At 73.2% G+C, this 21,299-nt stretch carries 22 protein-coding genes; 13 read left to right on the top strand and 9 right to left on the bottom strand.

The annotated features are described in order from the left end of the window. Nucleotides 1-9 precede the first annotated feature (9 nt). Complete coding sequence (locus tag ACNJ93_RS19960) at nt 10-219, top strand: acyl-CoA carboxylase epsilon subunit (protein ID WP_418958760.1); 210 nt, start codon at nt 10-12, stop codon at nt 217-219. Between the two features lie 88 nt (nt 220-307). Here ACNJ93_RS19960 and ACNJ93_RS19955 read toward each other — a convergent pair whose 3' ends face one another. After that, nucleotides 308-1,582 carry a GDSL-type esterase/lipase family protein gene (locus ACNJ93_RS19955; protein WP_418958759.1) on the bottom strand — a complete coding sequence of 425 codons (1,275 nt, stop codon included), beginning with the start codon at nt 1,580-1,582 and terminating at the stop codon, nt 308-310. A gap of 94 nt (nt 1,583-1,676) precedes the next feature. Between ACNJ93_RS19955 and ACNJ93_RS19950 the strand changes: the two genes are divergently transcribed. The 3 genes from ACNJ93_RS19950 to ACNJ93_RS19940 all read left to right on the top strand — a co-directional run bounded on the left by ACNJ93_RS19950 (nt 1,677) and on the right by ACNJ93_RS19940 (nt 3,171). Next, entirely contained in the window at nt 1,677-2,315 is a 639-nt protein-coding gene (locus tag ACNJ93_RS19950; protein ID WP_418958758.1) for a TetR/AcrR family transcriptional regulator, read from the top strand. Between the two features lie 71 nt (nt 2,316-2,386). Then, a complete protein-coding gene (gene mmpB, locus ACNJ93_RS19945) occupies nt 2,387-2,515 on the top strand; it encodes a morphogenic membrane protein MmpB (protein ID WP_418958757.1) in 129 nt (42 codons plus the stop codon). Nucleotides 2,516-2,565: 50 nt separating this feature from the next. Beyond that, nucleotides 2,566-3,171, top strand: a complete 606-nt coding sequence (locus ACNJ93_RS19940; protein WP_418958756.1) for a Maf family protein — start codon at nt 2,566-2,568, stop codon at nt 3,169-3,171. 38 nt (nt 3,172-3,209) lie between these two features. On the opposite strand, the gene ACNJ93_RS19935 is transcribed toward ACNJ93_RS19940, so the two are convergent. Next, a complete protein-coding gene (locus tag ACNJ93_RS19935; protein ID WP_418958755.1) occupies nt 3,210-3,659 on the bottom strand; it encodes a hypothetical protein in 450 nt (149 codons plus the stop codon). A 459-nt stretch (nt 3,660-4,118) separates the two neighbouring features. Here ACNJ93_RS19935 and ACNJ93_RS19930 point away from each other — a divergent pair, with 459 nt between their 5' ends. Next, nucleotides 4,119-5,873, top strand: coding sequence for an acetyl/propionyl/methylcrotonyl-CoA carboxylase subunit alpha (locus ACNJ93_RS19930; protein WP_418958754.1), 1,755 nt, complete (start codon nt 4,119-4,121; stop codon nt 5,871-5,873). A gap of 102 nt (nt 5,874-5,975) precedes the next feature. Further along, a complete protein-coding gene (locus tag ACNJ93_RS19925) occupies nt 5,976-6,521 on the top strand; it encodes a TetR/AcrR family transcriptional regulator (RefSeq protein ID WP_418958753.1) in 546 nt (181 codons plus the stop codon). A 48-nt stretch (nt 6,522-6,569) separates the two neighbouring features. Here the strand turns inward: ACNJ93_RS19925 and ACNJ93_RS19920 are convergent, their stop codons facing one another. Next, the gene (locus tag ACNJ93_RS19920) at nt 6,570-7,490 is read right to left on the bottom strand and encodes a DeoR/GlpR family DNA-binding transcription regulator (RefSeq protein WP_418961470.1); all 921 of its coding nucleotides are present in this window, start codon (nt 7,488-7,490) and stop codon (nt 6,570-6,572) included. A gap of 202 nt (nt 7,491-7,692) precedes the next feature. Further along, a complete protein-coding gene (locus ACNJ93_RS19915) occupies nt 7,693-9,132 on the bottom strand; it encodes an NAD(P)H-quinone dehydrogenase (RefSeq protein WP_418958752.1) in 1,440 nt (479 codons plus the stop codon). Nucleotides 9,133-9,331: 199 nt separating this feature from the next. Here ACNJ93_RS19915 and ACNJ93_RS19910 point away from each other — a divergent pair, with 199 nt between their 5' ends. The 3 genes from ACNJ93_RS19910 (at nt 9,332) to ACNJ93_RS19900 (ending at nt 12,733) form a co-directional block, all read left to right on the top strand. After that, nucleotides 9,332-9,769, top strand: a complete 438-nt coding sequence (locus ACNJ93_RS19910) for a gamma-glutamylcyclotransferase (RefSeq protein ID WP_418958751.1) — start codon at nt 9,332-9,334, stop codon at nt 9,767-9,769. A gap of 181 nt (nt 9,770-9,950) precedes the next feature. Beyond that, a complete protein-coding gene (locus ACNJ93_RS19905; protein ID WP_418958750.1) occupies nt 9,951-10,754 on the top strand; it encodes a purine-nucleoside phosphorylase in 804 nt (267 codons plus the stop codon). A 332-nt stretch (nt 10,755-11,086) separates the two neighbouring features. After that, nucleotides 11,087-12,733, top strand: a complete 1,647-nt coding sequence (locus tag ACNJ93_RS19900) for a phospho-sugar mutase (RefSeq protein ID WP_418958749.1) — start codon at nt 11,087-11,089, stop codon at nt 12,731-12,733. Nucleotides 12,734-12,822: 89 nt separating this feature from the next. Here ACNJ93_RS19900 and ACNJ93_RS19895 read toward each other — a convergent pair whose 3' ends face one another. The 3 genes from ACNJ93_RS19895 to ACNJ93_RS19885 all read right to left on the bottom strand — a co-directional run bounded on the left by ACNJ93_RS19895 (nt 12,823) and on the right by ACNJ93_RS19885 (nt 15,501). After that, on the bottom strand, nt 12,823-13,461 hold the full coding sequence (locus ACNJ93_RS19895; protein WP_418958748.1) for a PH domain-containing protein: 639 nt from the start codon (nt 13,459-13,461) through the stop codon (nt 12,823-12,825). An 83-nt stretch (nt 13,462-13,544) separates the two neighbouring features. Further along, entirely contained in the window at nt 13,545-14,168 is a 624-nt protein-coding gene (locus tag ACNJ93_RS19890) for a class F sortase (protein ID WP_418958747.1), read from the bottom strand. Nucleotides 14,169-14,358: 190 nt separating this feature from the next. Then, nucleotides 14,359-15,501, bottom strand: coding sequence for a hypothetical protein (locus tag ACNJ93_RS19885; protein ID WP_418958746.1), 1,143 nt, complete (start codon nt 15,499-15,501; stop codon nt 14,359-14,361). Between the two features lie 274 nt (nt 15,502-15,775). Here ACNJ93_RS19885 and deoC point away from each other — a divergent pair, with 274 nt between their 5' ends. From deoC to ACNJ93_RS19870, 3 genes are read left to right on the top strand one after another with little or no spacing between them, the layout of a single operon-like run. Beyond that, nucleotides 15,776-16,732 (top strand): deoxyribose-phosphate aldolase, encoded by a 957-nt coding sequence (deoC, locus tag ACNJ93_RS19880; RefSeq protein WP_418958745.1) that lies wholly within the window; start codon nt 15,776-15,778, stop codon nt 16,730-16,732. Between the two features lie 5 nt (nt 16,733-16,737). After that, nucleotides 16,738-18,174, top strand: a complete 1,437-nt coding sequence (locus tag ACNJ93_RS19875; RefSeq protein WP_418958744.1) for an aldehyde dehydrogenase family protein — start codon at nt 16,738-16,740, stop codon at nt 18,172-18,174. Next, nucleotides 18,167-19,060: an aldehyde dehydrogenase family protein gene (locus ACNJ93_RS19870; RefSeq protein WP_418958743.1), complete on the top strand. Its 894-nt coding sequence runs from the start codon at nt 18,167-18,169 to the stop codon at nt 19,058-19,060. Before ACNJ93_RS19875 ends, ACNJ93_RS19870 begins: the two co-directional genes overlap by 8 nt. Before the next feature lie 81 nt (nt 19,061-19,141). Here the strand turns inward: ACNJ93_RS19870 and ACNJ93_RS19865 are convergent, their stop codons facing one another. Continuing rightward, nucleotides 19,142-19,537 (bottom strand): hypothetical protein, encoded by a 396-nt coding sequence (locus tag ACNJ93_RS19865; protein ID WP_418958742.1) that lies wholly within the window; start codon nt 19,535-19,537, stop codon nt 19,142-19,144. Between the two features lie 121 nt (nt 19,538-19,658). Here ACNJ93_RS19865 and ACNJ93_RS19860 point away from each other — a divergent pair, with 121 nt between their 5' ends. Beyond that, nucleotides 19,659-20,288, top strand: coding sequence for a uridine kinase family protein (locus ACNJ93_RS19860; protein WP_418958741.1), 630 nt, complete (start codon nt 19,659-19,661; stop codon nt 20,286-20,288). 218 nt (nt 20,289-20,506) lie between these two features. Here ACNJ93_RS19860 and ACNJ93_RS19855 read toward each other — a convergent pair whose 3' ends face one another. Beyond that, entirely contained in the window at nt 20,507-21,229 is a 723-nt protein-coding gene (locus ACNJ93_RS19855) for a SigE family RNA polymerase sigma factor (RefSeq protein WP_418958740.1), read from the bottom strand. Nucleotides 21,230-21,299: the final 70 nt, after the last annotated feature.

Raw genomic sequence — 21,299 nt, 5'->3', positions numbered from 1 at the left:
AGACACACGATGATCAAGGTCGTACGAGGGAACCCGACCCCGGAGGAGCTGGCCGCCGCACTGGCGGTGGTCCAGGCCCGGGCCGCGGCGTCGGCGTCCGCGGCCGACGGCGCCGGCCCGGTCCCGCCCGAGGGCTGGTCGGACCCGGCCCGTATCGCCCGCGGCGTCCGCCGCACCCCCGGTCCGCGCTCCTGGGCGCGCTCCTACTGGCCGGTCTGAGCCGCCCCGCCGCCCCGCCGCCTGACACGCACAGACGCCCGAGGCCGGACCTCCTCTGCGGGAGGTCCGGCCTTCGCGCGTCCGGGGCTCAGAGCAGAGGCGCGACCGCCTCGGCCATGACCCGGTAGCCCGCGTCGTCGGGGTGCAGCCGGTCGGCGTACGCGTACCGGGGGTCGAGCGCCTGCGGGTCCTTCGGGTCGGCGAGGAGCCGCGCGAAGTCGACCACCGCGTCGAACTCGCCCGAGGTGCGGATCCAGTGGTTGACCTCGGCGCTGGTCCGCTCGGCGGTGGGGCCCCAGTGACTGGTGCCCTTGAAGGGCAGCAGCGTCGAGCCGACGACCCGTACGCCCCGGGCGTGCGCCGCGTCGATCAGCTCGCGGTACGCGGCGATGAGCTCGGCGGAGGTGACGACGGGCGAGGGCTTGTAGGTCGGCTGCGGGTCGGGCTTCAGCGCGGCTTCGCTGTAGCCGATGTCGTTGAGGCCCTGGAGCAGGGCGACGGTGGTGACGCCGGGCTGGTCGAGGGCGTCGCGGCGGAAGCGGGCGGTGGCGCGCTCGCCGTACCAGGCCGAGTCGTTGAGGACCAGGTTGCCTCCGATGCCGGAGTTCACGACGGGACGGTCGATCCGTTCGGCGAGCGCGTCGGAGTAGCGGCGGTTCGCGTTCGGGGTGGAGCCGAAGCTGTCGGTGATGGAGTCGCCGAAGAGCACCACACCGCCCTTCCGGGGCGGGGTTCCGCCGCTGACCTCGACGCCGCTGAGGTAGTACCAGGACTGGCTGCGGGCGGTGAAGGCGTCGCCGCCGGTGTCGGCGCGGTGGTCGCCCTCGGCGCGGTAGCTGTCGGCCCACGCCTGGGAGTGGAAGGTGGCGGGCCCGGTCGTTCCGGCGAGGTAGAGGGTGACGGTCACCGACTCCAGGCGTCCGAGGCCGAGCCGGGCCGGGTCGCTGCGCAGTTCGCCGCGGGCGGGGACGGACGCGGACCGGCTGCCGCCGAAGGTGAGGTGGCGCACCGAGCCGGGTTCGACGGCCGCTCCGGTGGCGGTGCGGGCGACGGTGGCGCCGGTGACGGCCAGGGGCGAGGTCCCGTAGGCGTTCGAGAGCCGGATGCGGACCCGGTCGCCGTCCTCGGTGACGCGGACGACCTGCCGGAGGGTCTGGCGCGAGAAGCCCTCCTGGGACCAGTTGGCGGTGAAGCCGGTGGCGGGGAGCTGGGGTGCGGCGCCCCAGGCGGCGTGCCACCGCGCGGCGGCCGCGGGGCGGGCGTCGGCCCGGGTCTCGCCGGCCTGCGCGGCGCCGGCCGGTAAGCCCGAGAGCAGGGTGAGGCCGAGGGTGGCGGCGAGCAGCGGTGCGAGGAGCTTCTTCATGACGTGGCCTTCTGGGTACGGGCGGACACCAGCCGCCTTAATGGGTCGGTTGTTCCGTTAAGATGTCCCTCACACTAGCAGGCAGTCCGCGCTAATGGAACTGGAGACCCATTTGAGCGAGAGCCAGTCGGCCGTGCCCGGCACCGTGCGCCCCGGCGGCCGTACGGCGAAGGTCCGCGCCGCCGTCCTGGAGGCCACGGAGGACGCCCTGGCGGCCGCCGGCTTCCACACGCTGAACATGGACCAGGTCGCGGCGGCGGCCGGGGTCGGCAAGACGACCGTCTACCGCCGCTGGGGCTCCCCCGTCGGCCTCGTCACCGACCTGCTGCGCGACATGGCCGACCGGTCGCTGCCGGCCGCCGACACCGGCACCCTGGAGGGCGACCTCCGGGCCAACGCCGCGCTCGTCCTGAAGACCCTCACCGACCCCCGGATGGGCGCCGTCTTCCGCGCGGTGATCGCCGCGGCGGCCTGCGACGAGGAGTGCGCGGCGGCCCTGCACGGCTTCTACCGGGCGCGCCTGACGGAATGGGCCCCGGTGGTCGACCGCGCGGCCGAACGCGGCGAGCTGGACCCGGGCACGGACGCACTCGAAGTGCTCCGGGCGGTCTCGGCGCCGCTGTACTACCGCTTCATGATCAGCCGCGAGCCGCTGACCGAGGCCGACGCGCGCCGGGCGGTGGACGCGGCCCTCGCGGCCACCCGGGCGGGGGCCTACGCGACGGGTGACTAGTCCGTCGTCACGGCGCGCTTTGAGTACGCGTACTCAGGCGCGCCGGCCGTCCCGCCCGCAGGATCGAAGGCATGCTGTGGTCCGACCCGAAGAACGAGCCCCCGAAGGAAATGCGCGACATGCAGGCGATGCTGCGCCGCGCGGGCGTGCTGCTGGCCCTGGCGATGCTCGTGGCGATGTGCGCGGCGGGGATGCGCTGACGGCGCCCGTCCGCCGTGGCGGAGGGCATCCGGCTCGTTAGGCTGCTGCCATGACTGCTGATCGCCGACGGCTCGTGCTCGCCTCCGCCTCCCCCGCCCGTCTGGGGCTGCTCAAGCAGGCCGGGCTCTCCCCCGAAGTCATCGTCAGCGGCGTCGACGAGGACAAGGTCACCGCGCCGACGCCCGCCGAGCTCGCCCTCGCCCTCGCCGAGGCGAAGGCCGCGCACGTCGCCGCCCGCCCGGAGGCGGCCGGAGCGCTGGTGATCGGCTGCGACTCCGTCCTGGAGCTCGACAAGCAGGCCCTCGGCAAGCCGCGCGACGCCGAGGAGGCCACGGCGCGCTGGAAGAACATGCGGGGCCGGGTCGGCATCCTGCAGACCGGCCACTGCGTGTACGACACCGCCGCCAAGCGCTACGAGTCGGCCACCGCCTCCACCCTGGTCCGCTTCGGCGAGCCGACCGACGCCGAGATCGCCGCGTACGTCGCCTCCGGCGAACCGCTGCACGTGGCGGGCGCGTTCACCCTCGACGGCCGCTCGGCCCCCTTCATCGAGGGCATCGACGGCGACCCCGGCAACGTGATCGGCCTCTCCCTGCCCCTCTTCCGCACCCTCCTCGGCAAGCTGGGCATCTCGATCACCGACCTGTGGACGTGATCACCGGCTTCCGGTCCTGACGGGCCCGCGGGCCGGCCTCACGCGGGCGTCGGCTCGCCGTCCGTCGTCGTCGCGGCGGGCTCGGCGGCGGGGGCGTCGTCCTGGCCGTACGCGACCAGGGTCAGGACGATCAGGCCCAGGACCACCATCATGAAGGCGAAGGCGCCCCAGCCGATCAGGCCGACCGTGACCGCGCCGAGGAGGCCGTGGATCACCGCGCAGCCGATGAGGAGCGCGCGGCCCGCGCGGCCGGGGCGGCGGTCGCGGATCGCCGCCAGGAGGGCCACGGCGGCGCACAGCGCCAGCAGCGCGCCGGAGACGATGCCCAGCGCCCAGGTGCCGGTCACCATCGCGTCCGGGTCGAGGCCGTCCAGGGACATCGACTGGCCCTCCACGAAACGCGCCATGACGGCGTTGAGGACGACGATGCCGACCGCCTCCGCCAGCAGCACCAGCGCGGCCACGATCGCTATCGGTCTCCGGGCCACCCCGGCACCCCCTGAATCCACGGACTGGCGACTGTTACCAGCAGTACGGTCAACAGCACGGAGGCTACTGACCGGTAAACCGTCGGACAAGGGTCCGTGCAGCTCGGGCGAACGGCAAAGAATCATTGGGCCATTCGTAGGGACTCCACAAAGAAACCTGATCGGCGACTGGTCGCCCGAACAGAGACCTGCGCCACACCCCGGAGCTACTGTGCCGTACAGGATCCGTGCGTACCGTGGTGCGACAAGGGATTTCACGACCCGAGCGAACCTCGAGTGACGCTCCGTGTGGGAAAGCTCACCATAGGGGACGGCTCGAAGCGCCGTGTCGGCTGTCCCTAAACTCAACATGTTTCGGGAAGTCATCGGCACGGTGCCCCGTCGAGCGCTCCGGCTCGGGTGGATCCGGCCGGGGGTCCGGGGGTGGTCCCCGGGAAATACAGCAAGGAGGGAGCCATCGTGCGCAAGGTGCTCATCGCCAACCGAGGCGAAATCGCTGTCCGCGTCGCCCGCGCCTGCCGGGACGCCGGGATCGCCAGCGTAGCCGTCTACGCCGATCCGGACCGGGACGCTCTGCACGTCCGCGCGGCCGACGAGGCGTTCGCCCTGGGCGGTGACACCCCGGCCACCAGCTACCTGGACATGGCCAAGGTGCTGCAGGCCGCGGCGGACTCCGGTGCGGACGCCGTCCACCCCGGTTACGGCTTCCTCTCGGAGAACGCCGACTTCGCGCAGGCCGTCCTCGACGCCGGCCTGATCTGGATCGGCCCGCCGCCGCAGGCCATCCGCGACCTCGGCGACAAGGTCGCCGCCCGGCACATCGCCCAGCGCGCGGGCGCCCCGCTCGTCGCCGGCACGCCCGACCCGGTCTCCGGCGCGGACGAGGTCGTCGCCTTCGCGCAGGAGCACGGCCTGCCGATCGCGATCAAGGCCGCCTTCGGCGGCGGCGGCCGCGGCCTGAAGGTCGCCCGCACCCTCGAAGAGGTGCCGGAGCTGTACGACTCCGCCGTCCGCGAGGCGGTCGCCGCCTTCGGCCGCGGCGAGTGCTTCGTCGAGCGCTACCTGGACAAGCCGCGCCACGTCGAGACCCAGTGCCTCGCCGACCAGCACGGCAACGTGGTCGTCGTCTCGACCCGTGACTGCTCGCTGCAGCGCCGCCACCAGAAGCTCGTCGAGGAGGCCCCGGCGCCGTTCCTCTCCGAGGAGCAGAACGCCCAGCTGTACGCCGCGTCCAAGGCCATCCTCAAGGAAGCCGGCTACGTCGGCGCCGGCACGGTCGAGTTCCTGGTCGGCCTCGACGGGACGATCTCCTTCCTGGAGGTCAACACCCGTCTGCAGGTCGAGCACCCGGTGACCGAGGAGGTCACCGGCATCGACCTGGTGCGCGAGATGTTCCGCATCGCCGACGGCGAGGAGCTCGGCTACGGCGACCCGGAGATCCGCGGCCACTCCTTCGAGTTCCGCATCAACGGCGAGGACCCGGGCCGCAACTTCCTGCCCGCGCCCGGCACCGTCACCACCTTCGCGCCGCCGACCGGCCCGGGCGTCCGCCTGGACGCGGGCGTCGAGTCCGGCTCGGTCATCGGCCCGGCCTGGGACTCCCTGCTCGCCAAGCTGATCATCACCGGCGCCACCCGTGAGCAGGCGCTGCAGCGCGCGGCCCGTGCGCTGGCCGAGTTCAAGGTCGAGGGCATGGCCACGGCCATCCCGTTCCACCAGGCCGTGGTCGTCGACCCCGCCTTCACCAGCGACCCGTTCCGCGTCCACACCCGGTGGATCGAGACCGAGTTCGTCAACGAGATCAAGCCGTTCGCCCCGGCGGGCGGTGAGGCCGAGGAGGACGAGGCCGGCCGCGAGACCATCGTGGTCGAGGTCGGCGGCAAGCGCCTGGAGGTCTCGCTGCCGTCCTCGCTGGGCATGAGCCTGGCCCGGACCGGTCTGGCGGCCGGCGCGAAGCCGAAGCGCCGCGCGGCGAAGAAGTCCGGCCCGACGGCCTCCGGCGACACCCTCGCCTCCCCGATGCAGGGCACCATCGTGAAGGTGGCCGTCGAGGAGGGCCAGGAGGTCAAGGAGGGCGACCTGATCGTCGTCCTGGAGGCCATGAAGATGGAGCAGCCGCTGAACGCGCACCGTTCGGGCACCGTCAAGGGCCTGTCCGCCGAGGTCGGCGCCTCGGTCAGCTCGGGCGCCGCGATCTGCGAGATCAAGGACTGACGTCCCGGTCCGTACGTACGCTGGGAAGGGCCCGCAGGCACACCGCCTGCGGGCCCTTCGCCGATCCGACCGGATCCGACCCCCGAACCGAGGAGTACCCGCATGCGCGCCGACGCGCGTCGCAATCACGACCGGCTGCTCGACGCCGCGCGCGCGGCGTTCGCCGAGCGGGGCGCGGACGCCTCGCTGGAGGACGTGGCGCGCCGGGCGGGCGTCGGCATCGGCACCCTCTACCGGCACTTCCCGAACCGGGCGGCGCTGCTGAACGCCGTGTTCCAGGACGCGCTGGCCGCGCTGCTGCGCCGCTCCGGCGAGCTGGCGGAGGCGGACGAGCCGTGCCGGGCGCTGGTGGACTGGCTGCGGGCCGTCGTGGCGCACGCGGGCATGTACCGGGGGCTGGCGCGGGCGCTCATGTCGGCCTCGCACGACGAGAGTTCGGCGCTGGCGCAGTGCAGCGCGCCGCTGCACGCGGCGGGCGAGCGGCTGCTCGTACGGGCGCAGGAGTCCGGCGCGGTGCGGCACGACGTGTCGATCGGCGATCTGATGCAGCTCACCAACGCGATCGCGCTCGCGGCCGAACAGGACCCGCAGGACGTGGAGTTGGCGGACCGGCTGCTGGCGCTGACGCTGCGCGGCGTACGGGCCTGAGCATGGTGTCCGGTACGGGACCGGCTCCCGGCCTGATGTGACGTTCCCTCAGCGGCGGCGGAGGTCGGCGACCCGGGCCCGGTCCTGCGGGACCTGGTCCTGCGCCAGCGCGGCGGCCGCGCTGCGCAGGGGGCCTCCCGGGTGCCGGGCCGCGGCGGCGCGCTGGCCGGGCAGGGGCACATCGCGGCGCGGCGGCCGGCCCGGCGGTACGGCGTCGCCGCCGGAAGAGCCGGCGACCGTGATCTGCACGCCCTGGTCGGCGAGGGCCTGGAGCTCCGTGGCGGCGCGGTCGTCGTGCAGCGGGGGCTCGTCGGTGACGAGGCGCGTGATGACGTCCGTGGGCACCGTCTGGAACATGGTGTCGGTGCCGAGCTTGGTGTGGTCGGCGAGGACCACGACCTCGGCGGCGGCCTGCACCAGGGCCCGGTCCACGCTCGCGGAGAGCATGTTGGACGTGGACAGGCCGCGCTCGGCGGTCAGTCCGCTGCCGGAGAGGAAGGCCCGGGAGACCCGCAGCCCCTGGAGCGACTGCTCGGCCCCGCTGCCCACCAGCGCGTAGTTGGAGCCGCGCAGGGTGCCGCCGGTCATGACGACCTCGACCCGGTTGGCGTGGGCGAGGGCCTGGGCGACGAGCAGCGAGTTGGTGACGACGGTGAGGCCGGGCACCCGGGCGAGCCGGCGGGCCAGCTCCTGCGTGGTGGTGCCGGCGCCGACGACGATCGCCTCGCCCTCTTCGACGAGGCCGGCGGCGAGGTCGGCGATGGCCGTCTTCTCGGCGGTGGCGAGATGGGATTTCTGCGGGAAGCCCGACTCGCGGGTGAATCCGCCGGGCAGGACCGCGCCGCCGTGGCGGCGGTCGAGGAGTCCTTCTGCCTCCAGCGCCCGCACGTCACGCCGTACGGTCACTTCGGAGGTCTGGACGACGCGGGCGAGCTCACGGAGCGACACGGCCCCGTTGGCTCGCACCATTTCGAGGATCAGTTGGCGACGTTCTGCAGCGAACACGAAACTGACAGTAACCTGCGCGGCCGATACTTTTCAGCACTATGCGCCGAATTGCAGAAGTTGCACACGAGCGGGGCCCCCAAGTGGTATAGGAGGCCCCGCACTTGTACGTACTTGCCGGGGTTTGCGCGCCGGCGCCCGCGACCTGCGGAATCGGTTCCGCAGGTCAGGCCTCCCCGGTCGCCTTTCGGGTGTGGAGCTGGCGGGCCACTTCCGCGATCGAGCCCGACAGGGAGGGGTACACGGTGAAAGCGTTTGCGATCTGTTCGACCGTCAGATTGTTGTCGACCGCGATCGAGATCGGATGGATCAGTTCGCTCGCGCGCGGGGCGACGACGCAGCCGCCGACCACGATGCCGGTGCCGGGGCGGCAGAAGATCTTGACGAAGCCGTCGCGGATGCCCTGCATCTTGGCGCGCGGGTTCCTCAGCAGCGGGAGCTTCACGACCCGGGCCTCGATGACCCCGGAGTCGATGTCCGCCTGGGTGTAGCCCACGGTGGCGATCTCGGGGTCGGTGAAGACGTTCGACGAGACCGCCTTCAGGTTCAGCGGGGCCACCGCGTCGCCGAGGAAGTGGTACATCGCGATCCGGCCCTGCATGGCGGCGACGGACGCGAGCGCGAACACGCCGGTGACGTCGCCCGCCGCGTACACGCCCGGCGCGGAGGTGCGGGAGACCCGGTCGGTCCAGATGTGGCCCGAGTCCTTCAGCCTGACCCCGGCCTCCTCCAGGCCCATTCCGGCCGAGTTCGGGATCGCGCCGACGGCCATCAGGCAGTGCGTGCCGGAGATGACCCGGCCGTCGGAGAGGGTGACCTCGACCCGGTCGCCGACGCGCTTGGCGGACTCGGCGCGCGAACGGGCCATGACGTTCATGCCGCGGCGGCGGAACACGTCCTCCAGGACGGCCGCGGCGTCCGGGTCCTCGCCGGGCAGCACGCGGTCGCGGGAGGAGACCAGGGTGACGCGGGAGCCGAGCGCCTGGTACGCGCCGGCGAACTCCGCGCCGGTGACGCCGGAGCCGACCACGATGAGCTCCTCGGGGAGCTCCTTCAGGTCGTAGACCTGCGTCCAGTTGAGGATCCGCTCGCCGTCCGGCTTGGCGTCGGGCAGCTCGCGCGGGTGGCCGCCGGTGGCGATCAGCACGGCGTCGGAGGTGAGCGATTCCTCGCTGCCGTCGGCGGCGGTGACGATCACCTGGCGCGAACCGTCCACGGCCTGCCGGCCGGAGAGCCGGCCGCGGCCGCGCAGCACGCGGGCGCCGGCGCGGGTGACGGAGGCGGTGATGTCGTGCGACTGGGCGAGCGCGAGGCGCTTCACCCGGCGGTTGACCTTGCCGAGGTCCACGCCGACGACGCGGGCCGCCTGCTCGAGGTGCGGGGTGTCGTCCGCGACGATGATGCCGAGCTCCTCGTACGAGGAGTCGAAGGTGGTCATCACCTCGGCGGTCGCGATGAGGGTCTTCGAGGGGACGCAGTCGGTCAGGACGGACGCGCCGCCGAGGCCGTCGCAGTCGACGACGGTCACCTCCGCGCCGAGCTGGGCGGCCACGAGGGCCGCTTCGTATCCGCCGGGTCCGCCGCCGATGATCACGATCCGGGTCACTGGGATCTACGCCTCGCGCTCTCGTTCTGCCGGGGATGCCCCCGCTGGGCTGCAGTGCGTACGCCATTGTCCCGCACGCTTCAAGTGCGTACCCCATTGTCCCGCACCGGCGGCCCGCCCTCTCGCCGGGGGCGGCCGACGGGGCGGGAGGCCCGCGCGCACCGCTCGTCGCCCGGGCCCCTCCCGTACCCTCGACCCCATGTCGCTCTACGCCGCGTACGCCGGCAACCTCGACGCGCGGCTCATGTCCCGCCGCGCCCCGCACTCCCCGCTGCGCGGGACGGGCTGGCTGAACGGCTGGCGGCTGACGTTCGGCGGCGAGCACATGGGCTGGGAGGGCGCGCTGGCGACGATCGCGGAGGCCCCGCGGCAGCAGGTGTTCGTCGCGCTCTACGACCTCGCTCCGATGGACGAGGAGGCGATGGACCGCTGGGAGGGCGTCGGCCTCGACATCTACCGGCGGATGCGGGTCCGGGTCCACACGCTCGACGGCGAGGAACCCGCCTGGGTGTATGTGCTCAACTCGTACGAGGGCGGGCTGCCGTCCGCCCGCTATCTGGGCGAGGTCGCCGACGCGGCGGAATCCGCCGGCGCGCCCCACGACTACGTGATGGAGCTGCGCAAGCGTCCCTGCTGAGGGCGCGGTGGCGGTGACCCGGCGAAGCGGAACATTCCGTTCGTCGGAAACGACAAGACAACGATCGCGTCTGTGTCAGCATCGTCATCTACGCGCGTAGGCAAACTCCGGCTACGCTTCTTCGGGTATGAAAACCGTCCGGGGCTTCCCTCGGACTTCCCTCCCCGAGGCGAGAGACTCAGTGAACGCTACTGCCACCCCGTACGAGGCCGCCGAGGCCGCAGCCGCGCGCCTTCGCGAGCTGACCGGAGTCGAGAACCACGACGTCGCACTGGTGATGGGCTCCGGGTGGGCCCCGGCGGTCGAGGCGCTCGGCGCGCCCGAGGCCGAGTTCCCGGTCACCGAGCTGCCGGGCTTCCCGCCGCCGGTCGTGGAGGGCCACGGCGGAAAGATCCGCTCGTACAAGATCGGCGAGAAGCGCGCCCTGGTGTTCCTCGGCCGCACGCACTTCTACGAGGGCCGGGGCGTCGCGGCCGTGGCGCACGGCGTGCGCACCGCGGTGGCGGCGGGTTGCAAGACCGTCGTCCTGACGAACGGCTGCGGCGGTCTGCGCGAGGGCATGCGCCCGGGGCAGCCGGTCCTGATCAGCGACCACATCAACCTGACGGCGGCCTCGCCGATCGTCGGCGCGAACTTCGTGGACCTCACCGACCTGTACTCGCCGCGGCTGCGCCAGCTGTGCAAGGAGGTGGACGAGACGCTGGAGGAGGGCGTGTACGTCCAGTTCCCCGGCCCGCACTACGAGACCCCGGCCGAGATCAACATGGTCCGCGTGCTCGGCGGCGACCTGGTCGGCATGTCCACGGTCCTGGAGGCCATCGCGGCCCGCGAGGCGGGCGCGGAGGTCCTCGGCATCTCCCTGGTCACCAACCTGGCGGCGGGCCTGTCGGGCGAGCCCCTCAACCACGAAGAGGTCCTCCAGGCCGGCCGCGACTCCGCCGCCCGCATGGGCGAGCTGCTGACCCGCGTCCTCGACCGCATCTGACGACGAGGGGCGGGCGGGACGACTCGTTCCGGGGGTGAAGGCGGCACTGTGCGCGCCCTCACCCCCGGAGCCTTGCGAACGGGGTCCGGGGCGGAGCCCCGGTGCGACGCCCGGTCGGCCGGAGGCCGGCCAACCCCCGCCCGGGGCCCGGGGGTCTGGGGCGGAGCCCCAGTTTCGGGACGGGGCGGGGTGGGGAACAGCTCCGCGCAGCGGCCGACCCCCGCACCACGGCCCACCCGCACCCACCGGCACCGGCACCGGCCCGCGCCCCCGGCCCCGCCCTGGCCCCCGCCCCCGTCCACCCACCCACCCGCATCCCGAAAGGCATCACCGTGACGACGCAGGACGATCTCCTCGCCCGGGCCCGCGCCTGGCTCGCCGAGGATCCCGACAGCGAGACCCGCGCGGAGCTCTCCGGGCTCATCGAGAGCGGCGACGAGGCCGAGCTCGCCGCCCGCTTCTCCGGCACCCTGCAGTTCGGCACCGCCGGCCTGCGCGGCGAGCTCGGGGCGGGGCCCATGCGGATGAATCGTTCCGTCGTCATCCGCGCCGCCGCCGGCCTCGCCGCGTACCTGAAGGCGAAGGGCCAGGCCGGAGGTCTGGTCGTCATCGGCTACGACGCCCGCTACAAGTCGGCCGACTTCGCCCGCGACACCGCCGCCGTCATGACCGGCGCGGGGCTGCGCGCCGCGCTGCTGCCGCGCCCGCTGCCGACGCCCGTCCTCGCGTACGCCATAATGCACCTCGGCGCGGTGGCCGGCGTCGAGGTCACCGCCAGCCACAACCCGCCCCGCGACAACGGCTACAAGGTCTACCTCGGCGACGGCTCCCAGATCGTCCCGCCCGCCGACGCCGGGATCGCCGCCGAGATCGCCGCGGTCCGCGCGCTCGCCGACGTGCCGCGCGCGACCGAGGGCTGGGAGACCCTCGGCGACGAGGTCCTGGACGCGTACCTGGCGCGGACCGACGCGGTCCTGTCGGCGGGCTCCCCGCGCACCGCGAACGTCGTGTACACGGCCATGCACGGCGTCGGCAAGGACGTCGTGCTCGCCGCCTTCGAGCGGGCGGGCTTCCCCGCCCCCGTGCTCGTCGCCGAGCAGGCCGAGCCCGACCCGGCGTTCCCGACCGTCGCGTTCCCCAACCCCGAGGAGCCGGGGGCGATGGACTTGGCGTTCGCGAAGGCCCGCGAGGTCCGGCCGGACGTCGTGATCGCCAACGACCCCGACGCCGACCGCTGCGCCGTGGCCGTCCCGGACAACGGCGACTGGCGCATGCTCCGCGGCGACGAGGTCGGCGCGCTGCTCGCCGCGCACCTCGTGCACAAGGGCGCGACCGGCGTGTTCGCCGAGTCGATCGTCTCGTCCTCGCTGCTCGGCCGGATCGCGAAGGCCGCCCGCGTCGGGTACGCGGAGACCCTCACCGGCTTCAAGTGGATCGCCCGCGTCGAGGGCCTGCGCTACGGCTACGAGGAGGCGCTCGGCTACTGCGTCGACCCGGAGGGCGTCCGCGACAAGGACGGCATCACCGCCGCCCTGCTGGTCGCCGAACTGGTCTCCGAGCTCAAGGCCCAGGGCCGCACGCTCCAGGACCTGCTGGACGACCTCGCCGTCGAGCACGGCCTGCACGCCACCGACCAGCTGTCGGTGCGGGTGGAGGACCTGAGCGTGATCGCCGAGGCGATGCGGACGCTGCGCGACAACCCGCCGCAGCAGCTCGCCGGGCTGACCGTCGTCACCGCCGAGGACCTCACCAAGGGCTCGGAGGCGCTGCCGCCCACCGACGGGCTGCGGTACTACCTGGAGGGCGCGTACGACGCCCGGGTCATCGTCCGGCCCAGCGGCACCGAGCCGAAGCTCAAGTGCTACCTGGAGGTGGTGGTCCCGGTGGCCGGCGCCGCCGAGCTCGCCACGGCGCGGGCGACGGGCGCGGAGGTGCTCGGCGCGATCAAGAAGGACCTGGCCGAGGCCGCCGGCATCTGAGGCCGGCGCACACGGCACGCACACGGCCGCGGGCCCGTACGGATCGACTCCGTACGGGCCCGCGGCCCTTCGTCGTGGCGAGGCGCCCGTCAGCCGGTGGCCAGGAGCACGACCGTCAGGACCAGGCCCGCCAGGGCCGGCGCGAGGATCTCGTACGCCCAGCGGACGGAGGTCTCGCCCTGGGCGCCGGGCCGGGCGGCGCAGCGCTCGGCCTGCTCGCGCAGGTCGGCGATGGCCCGGTCGGCGGGGGCGATGCGGTCCTTGTCGTCGACGGCGGCGGTCGCCGAGGTGTGGCCGTGCGGGTCCTCCGCGGCGCTGCGGGCCTGCGCCCGCGCCGCCTTCTTGCGCTGGCGCAGCGAGACGGGGATCGCCCAGAGCTGGTACTTGGCCCCCGACTGCGCGAAGACCTCGCTGGAGTAGCCGGCGCGCACGTCCGCGACCTGCGCCCAGGGCAGCACGATCGTGCGGAACGGGTTGCGGATCCGCAGCCGGTCGTCGTTGACGAAGACCGCCGGGCGGAAGGTGAACGCCACCACCAGCGGCACGAGGAACAGCAGCGCCGCGAGCGCCAGCCACGGCGTGCGGCCCTCGCCGCGCACCAGCGCCTCGCCGCCGAGCCAGCCGCCGAGCCCGACCAGCATCACCCCGCCGACGACGCCCATGGACGACCGGAAGACGCGGTCGGCGTACGGGGGCTCGGCGGGCTGCTGCGGCGGCGGGGTCGTCATGGTGCCGATTCTGCCTCACGCGGCGCGCGGGGCGCGGGTGGCCTCGGCCTCGCGCGGCCCGCCCCGGCCGCCCGCGCGGGGCCTCACGCCGGGTGCGTGGCCGTGAGGTCCGCGTACACGATGATGTTGTCCGGGCGGTGGCCGTCGACGAGTTCGCCGCCGCAGGTGATCAGGCGCAGTTCGGGGCGGGCGGTGTCCCCGTAGACCTTCCGCGTCGGGAACGCCTTCTTGTCGACCTGTTCCAGGGCGCGGACGGTGAACACCGCGCGGGTCCCGTCGGCCCGGGTGACCGTGACGGGGTCGCCGACCCTCACCTTGGCGACGTCCTTCAGGACGGCCGGGCCGCGCTCGGTGTCGAAGTGGCCGATGAGGACGGCGGGGCCGGTCTCGCCGGGCGTGACGCCCTTGGTGTACCAGCCGATCCGGTCCGCCTGTTCGACGGACGGGACCTCGACGGTGCCGTCGGCGGCGAGGCCGAGCTTCAGGACCGGCCCGGCGCCGGTGTCGACGCCGGCGGACGGCACCTGGACGCGTACGGGTGCGGAGCGGGACAGCGGGGCGACGGTCCGCGCGGCGGGCGCGGGGGCGGCCGTGGTCGCGGTGACCTTCGCCGGCGGGGTGGCCTTCGGCCCGGGGGCCGTGCCGCAGCCGGTGAGGGCGACGGCGGCGGCGAGGGCGAGCAGGACGGCGGCCGGGCGGCGGTTCATCTCAGGGCTCCGGGAAGGGGTGCGGGCGGGCCGCCGCGGGTGCGGCGGCCCGCCCTCGGGGTGGGGTGTCGCCTCGCCTGCGCTCGGGTCAAGGGGTGCAGGGCGGTGGTCGCCCGTACGGGCCGGGGTGGGGACCCGTACGGGCGGGGCGTGCCCGCCCATGACGTACGTCGCGGGCACGCCGTACGACTCAGACGCGCGCCTCCGCGCGGCGGCGCAGGACCACGAAGCCGAGGCCCGCGGCGGCGATCGCGGCCGCACCCGCACCGGCGGCGAGCAGCTGGGTGCTCGGCCCGTCCTGCGACGCGAACTCGGCGCCGGCGGCGACACCGCCCTTGGGGACGACGGTGGTCTGGCCGCCCTGGGCGCCCGGCGCGGGCGCGGTCCGCTCGGTGCAGCTTTCGGGCAGCTTAGGGAAGGCGACGTACGCGTAGGGGGCGTCGCCGCCCTCGCTGCGCTGGCCGAACTTCGGGGTGTACGTGCCGGCGTCCACGATCTTCAGGCCGACGTGGCCGTTGACCGGGTGCTGCCGGTCGGCGGTGCCGGCCACCGTGCCCTTGTCGTCGATCAGGACGGCCCGGGGCCCCTTGGCCTTGTCGTTGACCAGCGTGAGGGTCCAGTGCGGGAAGACGGACGCGAACTGCTGGCGGACGGCGCAGCCGGTGACCTTCGGCTGGGTGAGCGGCGTGCCGGCCTTCGGGGCGGGCTTGGGGCTGCTCGGGTCGGTGTCGCCGAGCCAGGTGGCGCGCAGGCTGCCGTCCCAGTGGAGCGTGACGCGCATCTCGCCGCCGAAGTCGGCCTCGTCGCGGGTCTGGGTCCGGTCGGTCCGGAGCGTGCCGACCTGCTTCTCGCCCTTGAAGATCTTCGCGGTGAGGACGCCGCCCTTCTTGTAGACCAGGCCCTTGTAGTCGTGGCCGAGGTCCTTGCGGGCGAAGAGCTCGCCGAGCTCGTCGTCCTGGCCGGTGCCGTCGTCGACGACGACGGCGGAGATCTTGCCCTGGGCGGTGAGGGTCACCTCGACGCCGGCGAAGACCTTCTTGTCCACGGCGGGGTTGCCGGGAGCGGTGCCGGCCCGCAGGGTGCCGAGGGTCGTGTCGCCCTGGAGGATCTGGGCGGTGAAGACGCCGGGCTCGATCTGGCGGATCTGGGCGACGAGGGCGTTGGGCAGCGGGATCTCGTGGGGCTTCGGCTCGGCCGCGGCCGACGCGCCGGCGGTCGGGGCGCCGGCGGTCGGCGCGTCCGCGGCGTACGCGGCTCCGGCGGTGAGGACCGGGGTCAGGGCCACGCCGGCGACGGCGGCGGTGGCGAGGGCGGTGCGAAGGGCGATGCGCATAACGACTCCTGTGAAGACAGGTGGATGGAGGAAAGAGCCGCATGCCGCTGACGTCTCGTCCGGTTGGGACCGTTGAGTTCCCGCTGGCTGCTGAGAAAGAATTTAGTGATCTTGTATGAGGGACCCGTCCGCTCCATGTCACGGGCCTGTGACAGCCGTCACGTCGACACGTGTCCACCAGTGCGTTCACCCTCGCGAAGCCCCCGTTCGCCACCGTGAAGAAGGCGCCCCCTGTACACGCCGCTACGCGCGTAGATATGCTCGACTGGTGACCATGCCCACCACTGCCTCCGCAGCAGCGACTTTCGCCGACGTGACCTCGTCCGACAGCGCGCTGCGCCGCTTCCTCCACGGGCTCCCCGGCGTGGACCCCGTGGGTCTCGAAGCGCGCGCCGCGTCTCTCGGCACCCGTTCGATCAAGACCACGGCCAAGGCGTACGCCATCGACCTGGCCATCTCGATGATCGACCTGACGACGCTCGAAGGCGCGGACACCCCGGGCAAGGTCCGGGCGCTCGCCGCCAAGGCCGTCAACCCCGATCCGACCGACCGCACCACCCCGACGACCGCCGCGGTCTGCGTCTACCCCGACATGGTGGCCACCGCGAAGGCCGCCCTCGCGGGCTCCGACGTCAAGGTCGCCTCCGTCGCCACCGCCTTCCCGGCCGGCCGGGCCGCGCTGCCCGTGAAGCTCGCGGACACCCGCGACGCGGTCGCCGCCGGCGCCGACGAGATCGACATGGTGATCGACCGCGGCGCCTTCCTGGCCGGCGACTACCTGAAGGTCTACGAGGAGATCCGGGCCGTGAAGGAGGCCTCCGGGGCCGCCCGGCTCAAGGTGATCTTCGAGACCGGCGAGCTCTCGACGTACGACAACATCCGCCGCGCCTCCTGGCTCGGCATGATGGCGGGCGCCGACTTCATCAAGACCTCGACCGGCAAGGTCGCGGTCAACGCCACCCCGGCGAACACGCTCCTGATGCTGGAGGCGGTGCGCGACTTCCGCGCCCAGACCGGCGTCCAGGTGGGCGTGAAGCCGGCCGGCGGCATCCGCACCTCCAAGGACGCCATCAAGTTCCTGGTCCTGGTCAACGAGACCGCGGGGTCGGACTGGCTGGACAACCACTGGTTCCGCTTCGGCGCCTCCAGCCTGCTGAACGACCTGCTCATGCAGCGTCAGAAGCTGGCGACCGGCCGTTACTCCGGCCCCGACTACGTGACGGTGGACTGATCGACATGACCTCCCCCTTCGAATACGCACCCGCGCCCGAGTCGCGCTCGGTCGTCGACATCGCGCCGAGCTACGGCCTGTTCATCGACGGCGAGTTCACCGACGCGGCCGACGGCAAGGTCTTCAAGACCGTCTCCCCCGCGACCGAGGAGGTGCTCTCCGAGGTCGCCCAGGCCGGCGCCGAGGACGTCGACCGCGCGGTGAAGGCGGCCCGCCGGGCCTTCGAGAAGTGGTCCGCGCTGCCCGGCTCGGAGCGCGCCAAGTACCTCTTCCGGATCGCCCGGATCATCCAGGAGCGCAGCCGCGAGCTGGCCGTCCTGGAGACCCTGGACAACGGCAAGCCGATCAAGGAGACCCGCGACGCGGACCTCCCGCTGGTCGCCGCGCACTTCTTCTACTACGCGGGCTGGGCCGACAAGCTCGACCACGCCGGCTTCGGCGCGAACCCGCGCCCGCTGGGCGTGGCCGGCCAGGTCATCCCGTGGAACTTCCCGCTCCTGATGCTGGCGTGGAAGATCGCCCCGGCCCTGGCGGCCGGCAACACGGTCGTCCTGAAGCCGGCCGAGACCACCCCGCTGACCGCCCTGTTCTTCGCGGACATCTGCCGCCAGGCCGGGCTGCCCCGGGGCGTCGTCAACATCCTCCCGGGCTACGGCGAGACCGGCGCCGCGCTGGTCGCGCACCCGGACGTGGCCAAGGTCGCCTTCACCGGCTCCACCGCGGTCGGCAAGCAGATCGCCCGTACGGTCGCCGGCACCGACAAGAAGGTCACCCTGGAGCTGGGCGGCAAGGGCGCCAACATCGTCTTCGACGACGCACCCGTGGACCAGGCCGTCGAGGGCATCGTCAACGGCATCTTCTTCAACCAGGGCCAGGTCTGCTGCGCGGGCTCCCGCCTGCTGGTCCAGGAGTCGATCCACGACGAGCTCCTCGACTCGCTCAAGCGCCGCCTGAGCACGCTGCGCCTCGGCGACCCGCTCGACAAGAACACCGACATCGGCGCGATCAACTCCTCCGAGCAGCTGGCCCGGATCACCTCGCTGGTCGAGCAGGGCGAGGCCGAGGGCGCCGAGCGCTGGTCGCCGGCCTGCGAGATCCCGACGGCCGGTTACTGGTTCGCCCCGACGCTGTTCACCAACGTCACGCAGGCGCACACCGTCGCCCGCGACGAGATCTTCGGCCCGGTGCTGTCCGTGCTGACGTTCCGCACCCCGGACGAGGCCGTCGCCAAGGCGAACAACAGCCAGTACGGCCTGTCGGCGGGCATCTGGACGGAGAAGGGCTCGCGCATCCTGGCGGTCGCGAACAAGCTCCGCGCGGGCGTCGTCTGGGCCAACACGTTCAACAAGTTCGACCCGACCTCGCCGTTCGGCGGCTACAAGGAGTCGGGCTTCGGCCGCGAGGGCGGCCGCCACGGTCTGGAGGCCTACCTCGATGTCTGAGTCGTCGACGCGGCTGAGCGTCTTCAAGACCTACAAGCTGTACGTCGGGGGCAAGTTCCCCCGCTCCGAAAGCGGCCGGGTGTACGAAGTGACGGACTCCAAGGGCAAGTGGCTGGCGAACGTCCCGCAGTCGTCCCGCAAGGACGCCCGTGACGCGGTCGTCGCCGCCCGCAAGGCGTTCGGCGGCTGGTCGGGCGCGACCGCGTACAACCGGGGCCAGATCCTCTACCGCATCGCCGAGATGCTGGAGGGCCGCCGGGAGCAGTTCGTGCGCGAGGTCGCGGACGCGGAGGGCCTGTCCAAGTCCAAGGCGGCGGCGGTCGTCGACGCGGCGATCGACCGCTGGGTCTGGTACGCCGGCTGGACCGACAAGATCGCCCAGGTCGTCGGCGGGGCCAACCCGGTGGCGGGCCCGTACTTCAACCTGTCCACCCCGGAGCCGACCGGCGTGGTGACCGTCCTGGCCCCGCAGGAGTCCTCGTTCCTGGGCCTGGTGTCGGTGATCGCCCCGGTGATCGCGACGGGCAACACGGCCGTCGTCGTCACCAGCGAGCGGGCGCCGCTGCCGGCGCTGTCCCTGGGCGAGGTGCTGGCCACCTCGGACCTGCCGGGCGGCGTGGTCAACATCCTGTCCGGCAGGGCCGCCGAGCTGGGCCCGCCCCTGGCGGCGCACCAGGACGTCAACGCCATCGACCTGACGGGCGCCGACGCGGAGCTGGCGCGCGAGCTGGAGATCGCCGCGGCGGACAACCTCAAGCGTGTGCTGCGCCCCCGCGCCGTGGACTTCACGGCCGACCCGGGCACCGACCGCATGACGGCCTTCCTGGAGACCAAGACGGTCTGGCACCCGACCGGTTCGCTGGGCGCGAGCGGCTCGGCGTACTAGGACGCATGGCACGGCAACGGCCCCCGGGCGCACCGCCCCCGGGGGCCGTTCCGCTGTGCTCCGGGCCTGTGCTCCGGACCGTCAGCCCGACAGCAGGCCCGTCGCCTCGCCCACGACGGGGAGGGTGCCCAGCGAACCGCCCTTGGTGATCGGGTCGGTCGCCATGGTCGTGCTGACCGGCTGGAAGTCGGCGATCTGGGTGCCCGCGCCGTTGTCCAGCGGGTCCACGCCGGTGTTGGCCAGCGGGTCGAGCTGGAGGTTCTTCACCGGGGCCACCGCGTGCGGGAGCGCGTCGACGAGGCCCTGGGCCGCCTCGGTGGTGTCGCTGCCGGCGAGCGTGCCCACCGGGAGCGGCACCGGCGCCGTGGCGGCCTGGGCGGCGCCGCCGAGTCCGAGCACCGCGCCGGCGGCGGTGGCCGTCAGGCCCGCCGTGCGCAGGAAGGAGCGGCGGGGCGAGGTGGCGGCGTGGCGTGCCATGGAAATCCCCTGTCGGTCGGGTAACGGGAAGGGCACCGAGCGTAGTTCCGGTGTGATGCTCGATACCAACGGCCTCCTGGGTGGGTCCTCCCTACGGGCTAATGGTTCACACTGGTGTCCCGTGAGTTCCCAACCGATTCCGACTCGTGTCGTGCTGCTCGCGGGCCCCTCCGGCTCCGGCAAGTCGTCCCTCGCCGCCGTCGCCGGCCTGCCGGTGCTCCGGCTCGACGACTTCTACAAGGAGGGCGACGACCCGACCCTCCCGCTCGTGGCCGGCACCGCCGACATCGACTGGGACTCCCCGCTCTCCTGGGACGCCGACGCGGCGGTCGCCGCGATCGAGGAACTGTGCCGCAGCGGCCGTACCGAGGTGCCGGTGTACGACATCGCCACCAGCGCGCGGGTGGACCGGGAGCGCCTCGACATCGAGCGGACCCCGCTGTTCGTCGCGGAGGGCATCTTCGCGGCCGAGATCGTCGCCCGCTGCCAGGAACTCGGCGTCCTCGCCGACGCGCTGTGCCTGCGCGGCCGCCCCTCGACGACGTTCCGCCGCCGGCTGCTGCGGGACCTGAAGGAGGGCCGCAAGTCGGTCCCGTTCCTGCTGCGCCGCGGCTGGCGGCTGATGCGCGCGGAGCGGGCGATCGTCGCCCGGCAGACCGCGCTCGGGGCGCACCCGTGCGCCAAGGAGGAGGCCCTCGGCCGGCTCGCGGCCGCCGCGGCGGGCCGCTGCCGCACGCCCGCGGCGCGCTGAGCCCGTACGGATCCAGGACCTGAGGACCCCGCGGACGGCACGAAGACGCGGGACGTACGAGCCCCCCCGGCTCGTCCGCCCCGCGCTTCACGTACCCCCGTACGTTTCCCCCGTGTCTCCCCCGTTCCCCGCTTCCCCCCGTTGCCCCGATCCCCCATCGGGTCCTGCTCCCCCGTGTGTGCGGGTTCCCCCGTGTCCCCCGTGGGTCCCCGCGCTCCTCAGGCCACCAGCTCGCCGAAGGACTCCTCCTCGTCACGGCCGAAGGCCAGCACCTCGTCCTCGCGCAGTCGCCGCAGCGAGCGCCAGATGCTCGACTTCACCGTGCCGACACTGATGTCCAGGATCTCCGCGATCTCCGGATCGGTCCGGCCCTCGTAGTACCGCAGCACCAGCATCGTGCGCTGCAGTTCGGGCAGCCGGGCCAGCGCCTGCCAGAGCACCGTGCGCAGCTCCGTGCCGCGCATCGCGTCGGTCTCGCCCACCGTCTCCGGCAGCTCCTCCGTCGGGTACTCGTTGAGCTTGCGCCGGCGCCAGGCGCTGATGTGCAGATTGGTCATGGTGCGACGCAGGTAGCCGCCGACGGCCGCCTTGTCGCTGATCCGGTCCCAGGCGCGGTACGTGGAGAACAGCGCGCTCTGGAGCAGGTCCTCGGCCTCGAAGCGGTCGCCGGTCAGGTGGTAGGCGGTGGCGTACAGGGAGGCGCGACGTTCCTGGACGTAGGCGGTGAACTCCGCCTCCGACAGGCTCGTACGCTCCCCCTGCGCCTCCCCGTACGCCGCTCCCCCGTCAGCCACGGCCGCCATGTACGGCGTCGCCTTGCGCTGACGTCCGACGGTCCGAACGCACCCCCGCCCGTTCAGACCCCCGGACTCCTTGGCGCTCCGTACGTCGTGGAGTCGCGTGACAACTGCGCTTGAGGTGGTGCTGTGCAGTGCGTTCATCTCGCGCCCCCCATCGGTCGGAGTCTGCTTCGGTCCCTGTGCCAAAGAGCTTGCCCCTGCCACTTCATGG

It is taken from the genome of Streptomyces tritici (genome assembly GCF_048500665.1).
GTDB classification, from domain to species: Bacteria; Actinomycetota; Actinomycetes; order Streptomycetales; family Streptomycetaceae; genus Streptomyces; species Streptomyces tritici.
Note: the sequence above shows the minus strand (reverse complement) of the source record. Positions and strands in the feature narration are given on the sequence as shown.

What these genes read in the sequence shown, in the direction of transcription:
- ACNJ93_RS19925 (WP_418958753.1), top strand. Translation starts at nt 5,976, where the DNA reads ATGCGCGCCGACGCGCGTCGCAATCACGACCGGCTGCTCGACGCCGCG.
- ACNJ93_RS19910 (WP_418958751.1), top strand. Translation starts at nt 9,332, where the DNA reads ATGTCGCTCTACGCCGCGTACGCCGGCAACCTCGACGCGCGGCTCATG.
- ACNJ93_RS19950 (WP_418958758.1), top strand. Translation starts at nt 1,677, where the DNA reads ATGGAACTGGAGACCCATTTGAGCGAGAGCCAGTCGGCCGTGCCCGGC.
- ACNJ93_RS19920 (WP_418961470.1), bottom strand. Translation starts at nt 7,490, where the DNA reads ATGGTGCGAGCCAACGGGGCCGTGTCGCTCCGTGAGCTCGCCCGCGTC.
- deoC (WP_418958745.1), top strand. Translation starts at nt 15,776, where the DNA reads ATGCCCACCACTGCCTCCGCAGCAGCGACTTTCGCCGACGTGACCTCG.
- ACNJ93_RS19865 (WP_418958742.1), bottom strand. Translation starts at nt 19,537, where the DNA reads ATGGCACGCCACGCCGCCACCTCGCCCCGCCGCTCCTTCCTGCGCACG.
- ACNJ93_RS19855 (WP_418958740.1), bottom strand. Translation starts at nt 21,229, where the DNA reads ATGAACGCACTGCACAGCACCACCTCAAGCGCAGTTGTCACGCGACTC.
- ACNJ93_RS19960 (WP_418958760.1), top strand. Translation starts at nt 10, where the DNA reads ATGATCAAGGTCGTACGAGGGAACCCGACCCCGGAGGAGCTGGCCGCC.
- ACNJ93_RS19885 (WP_418958746.1), bottom strand. Translation starts at nt 15,501, where the DNA reads ATGCGCATCGCCCTTCGCACCGCCCTCGCCACCGCCGCCGTCGCCGGC.
- ACNJ93_RS19940 (WP_418958756.1), top strand. Translation starts at nt 2,566, where the DNA reads ATGACTGCTGATCGCCGACGGCTCGTGCTCGCCTCCGCCTCCCCCGCC.
- ACNJ93_RS19890 (WP_418958747.1), bottom strand. Translation starts at nt 14,168, where the DNA reads ATGAACCGCCGCCCGGCCGCCGTCCTGCTCGCCCTCGCCGCCGCCGTC.
- ACNJ93_RS19895 (WP_418958748.1), bottom strand. Translation starts at nt 13,461, where the DNA reads ATGACGACCCCGCCGCCGCAGCAGCCCGCCGAGCCCCCGTACGCCGAC.
- ACNJ93_RS19955 (WP_418958759.1), bottom strand. Translation starts at nt 1,582, where the DNA reads ATGAAGAAGCTCCTCGCACCGCTGCTCGCCGCCACCCTCGGCCTCACC.
- mmpB (WP_418958757.1), top strand. Translation starts at nt 2,387, where the DNA reads ATGCTGTGGTCCGACCCGAAGAACGAGCCCCCGAAGGAAATGCGCGAC.
- ACNJ93_RS19875 (WP_418958744.1), top strand. Translation starts at nt 16,738, where the DNA reads ATGACCTCCCCCTTCGAATACGCACCCGCGCCCGAGTCGCGCTCGGTC.
- ACNJ93_RS19870 (WP_418958743.1), top strand. Translation starts at nt 18,167, where the DNA reads ATGTCTGAGTCGTCGACGCGGCTGAGCGTCTTCAAGACCTACAAGCTG.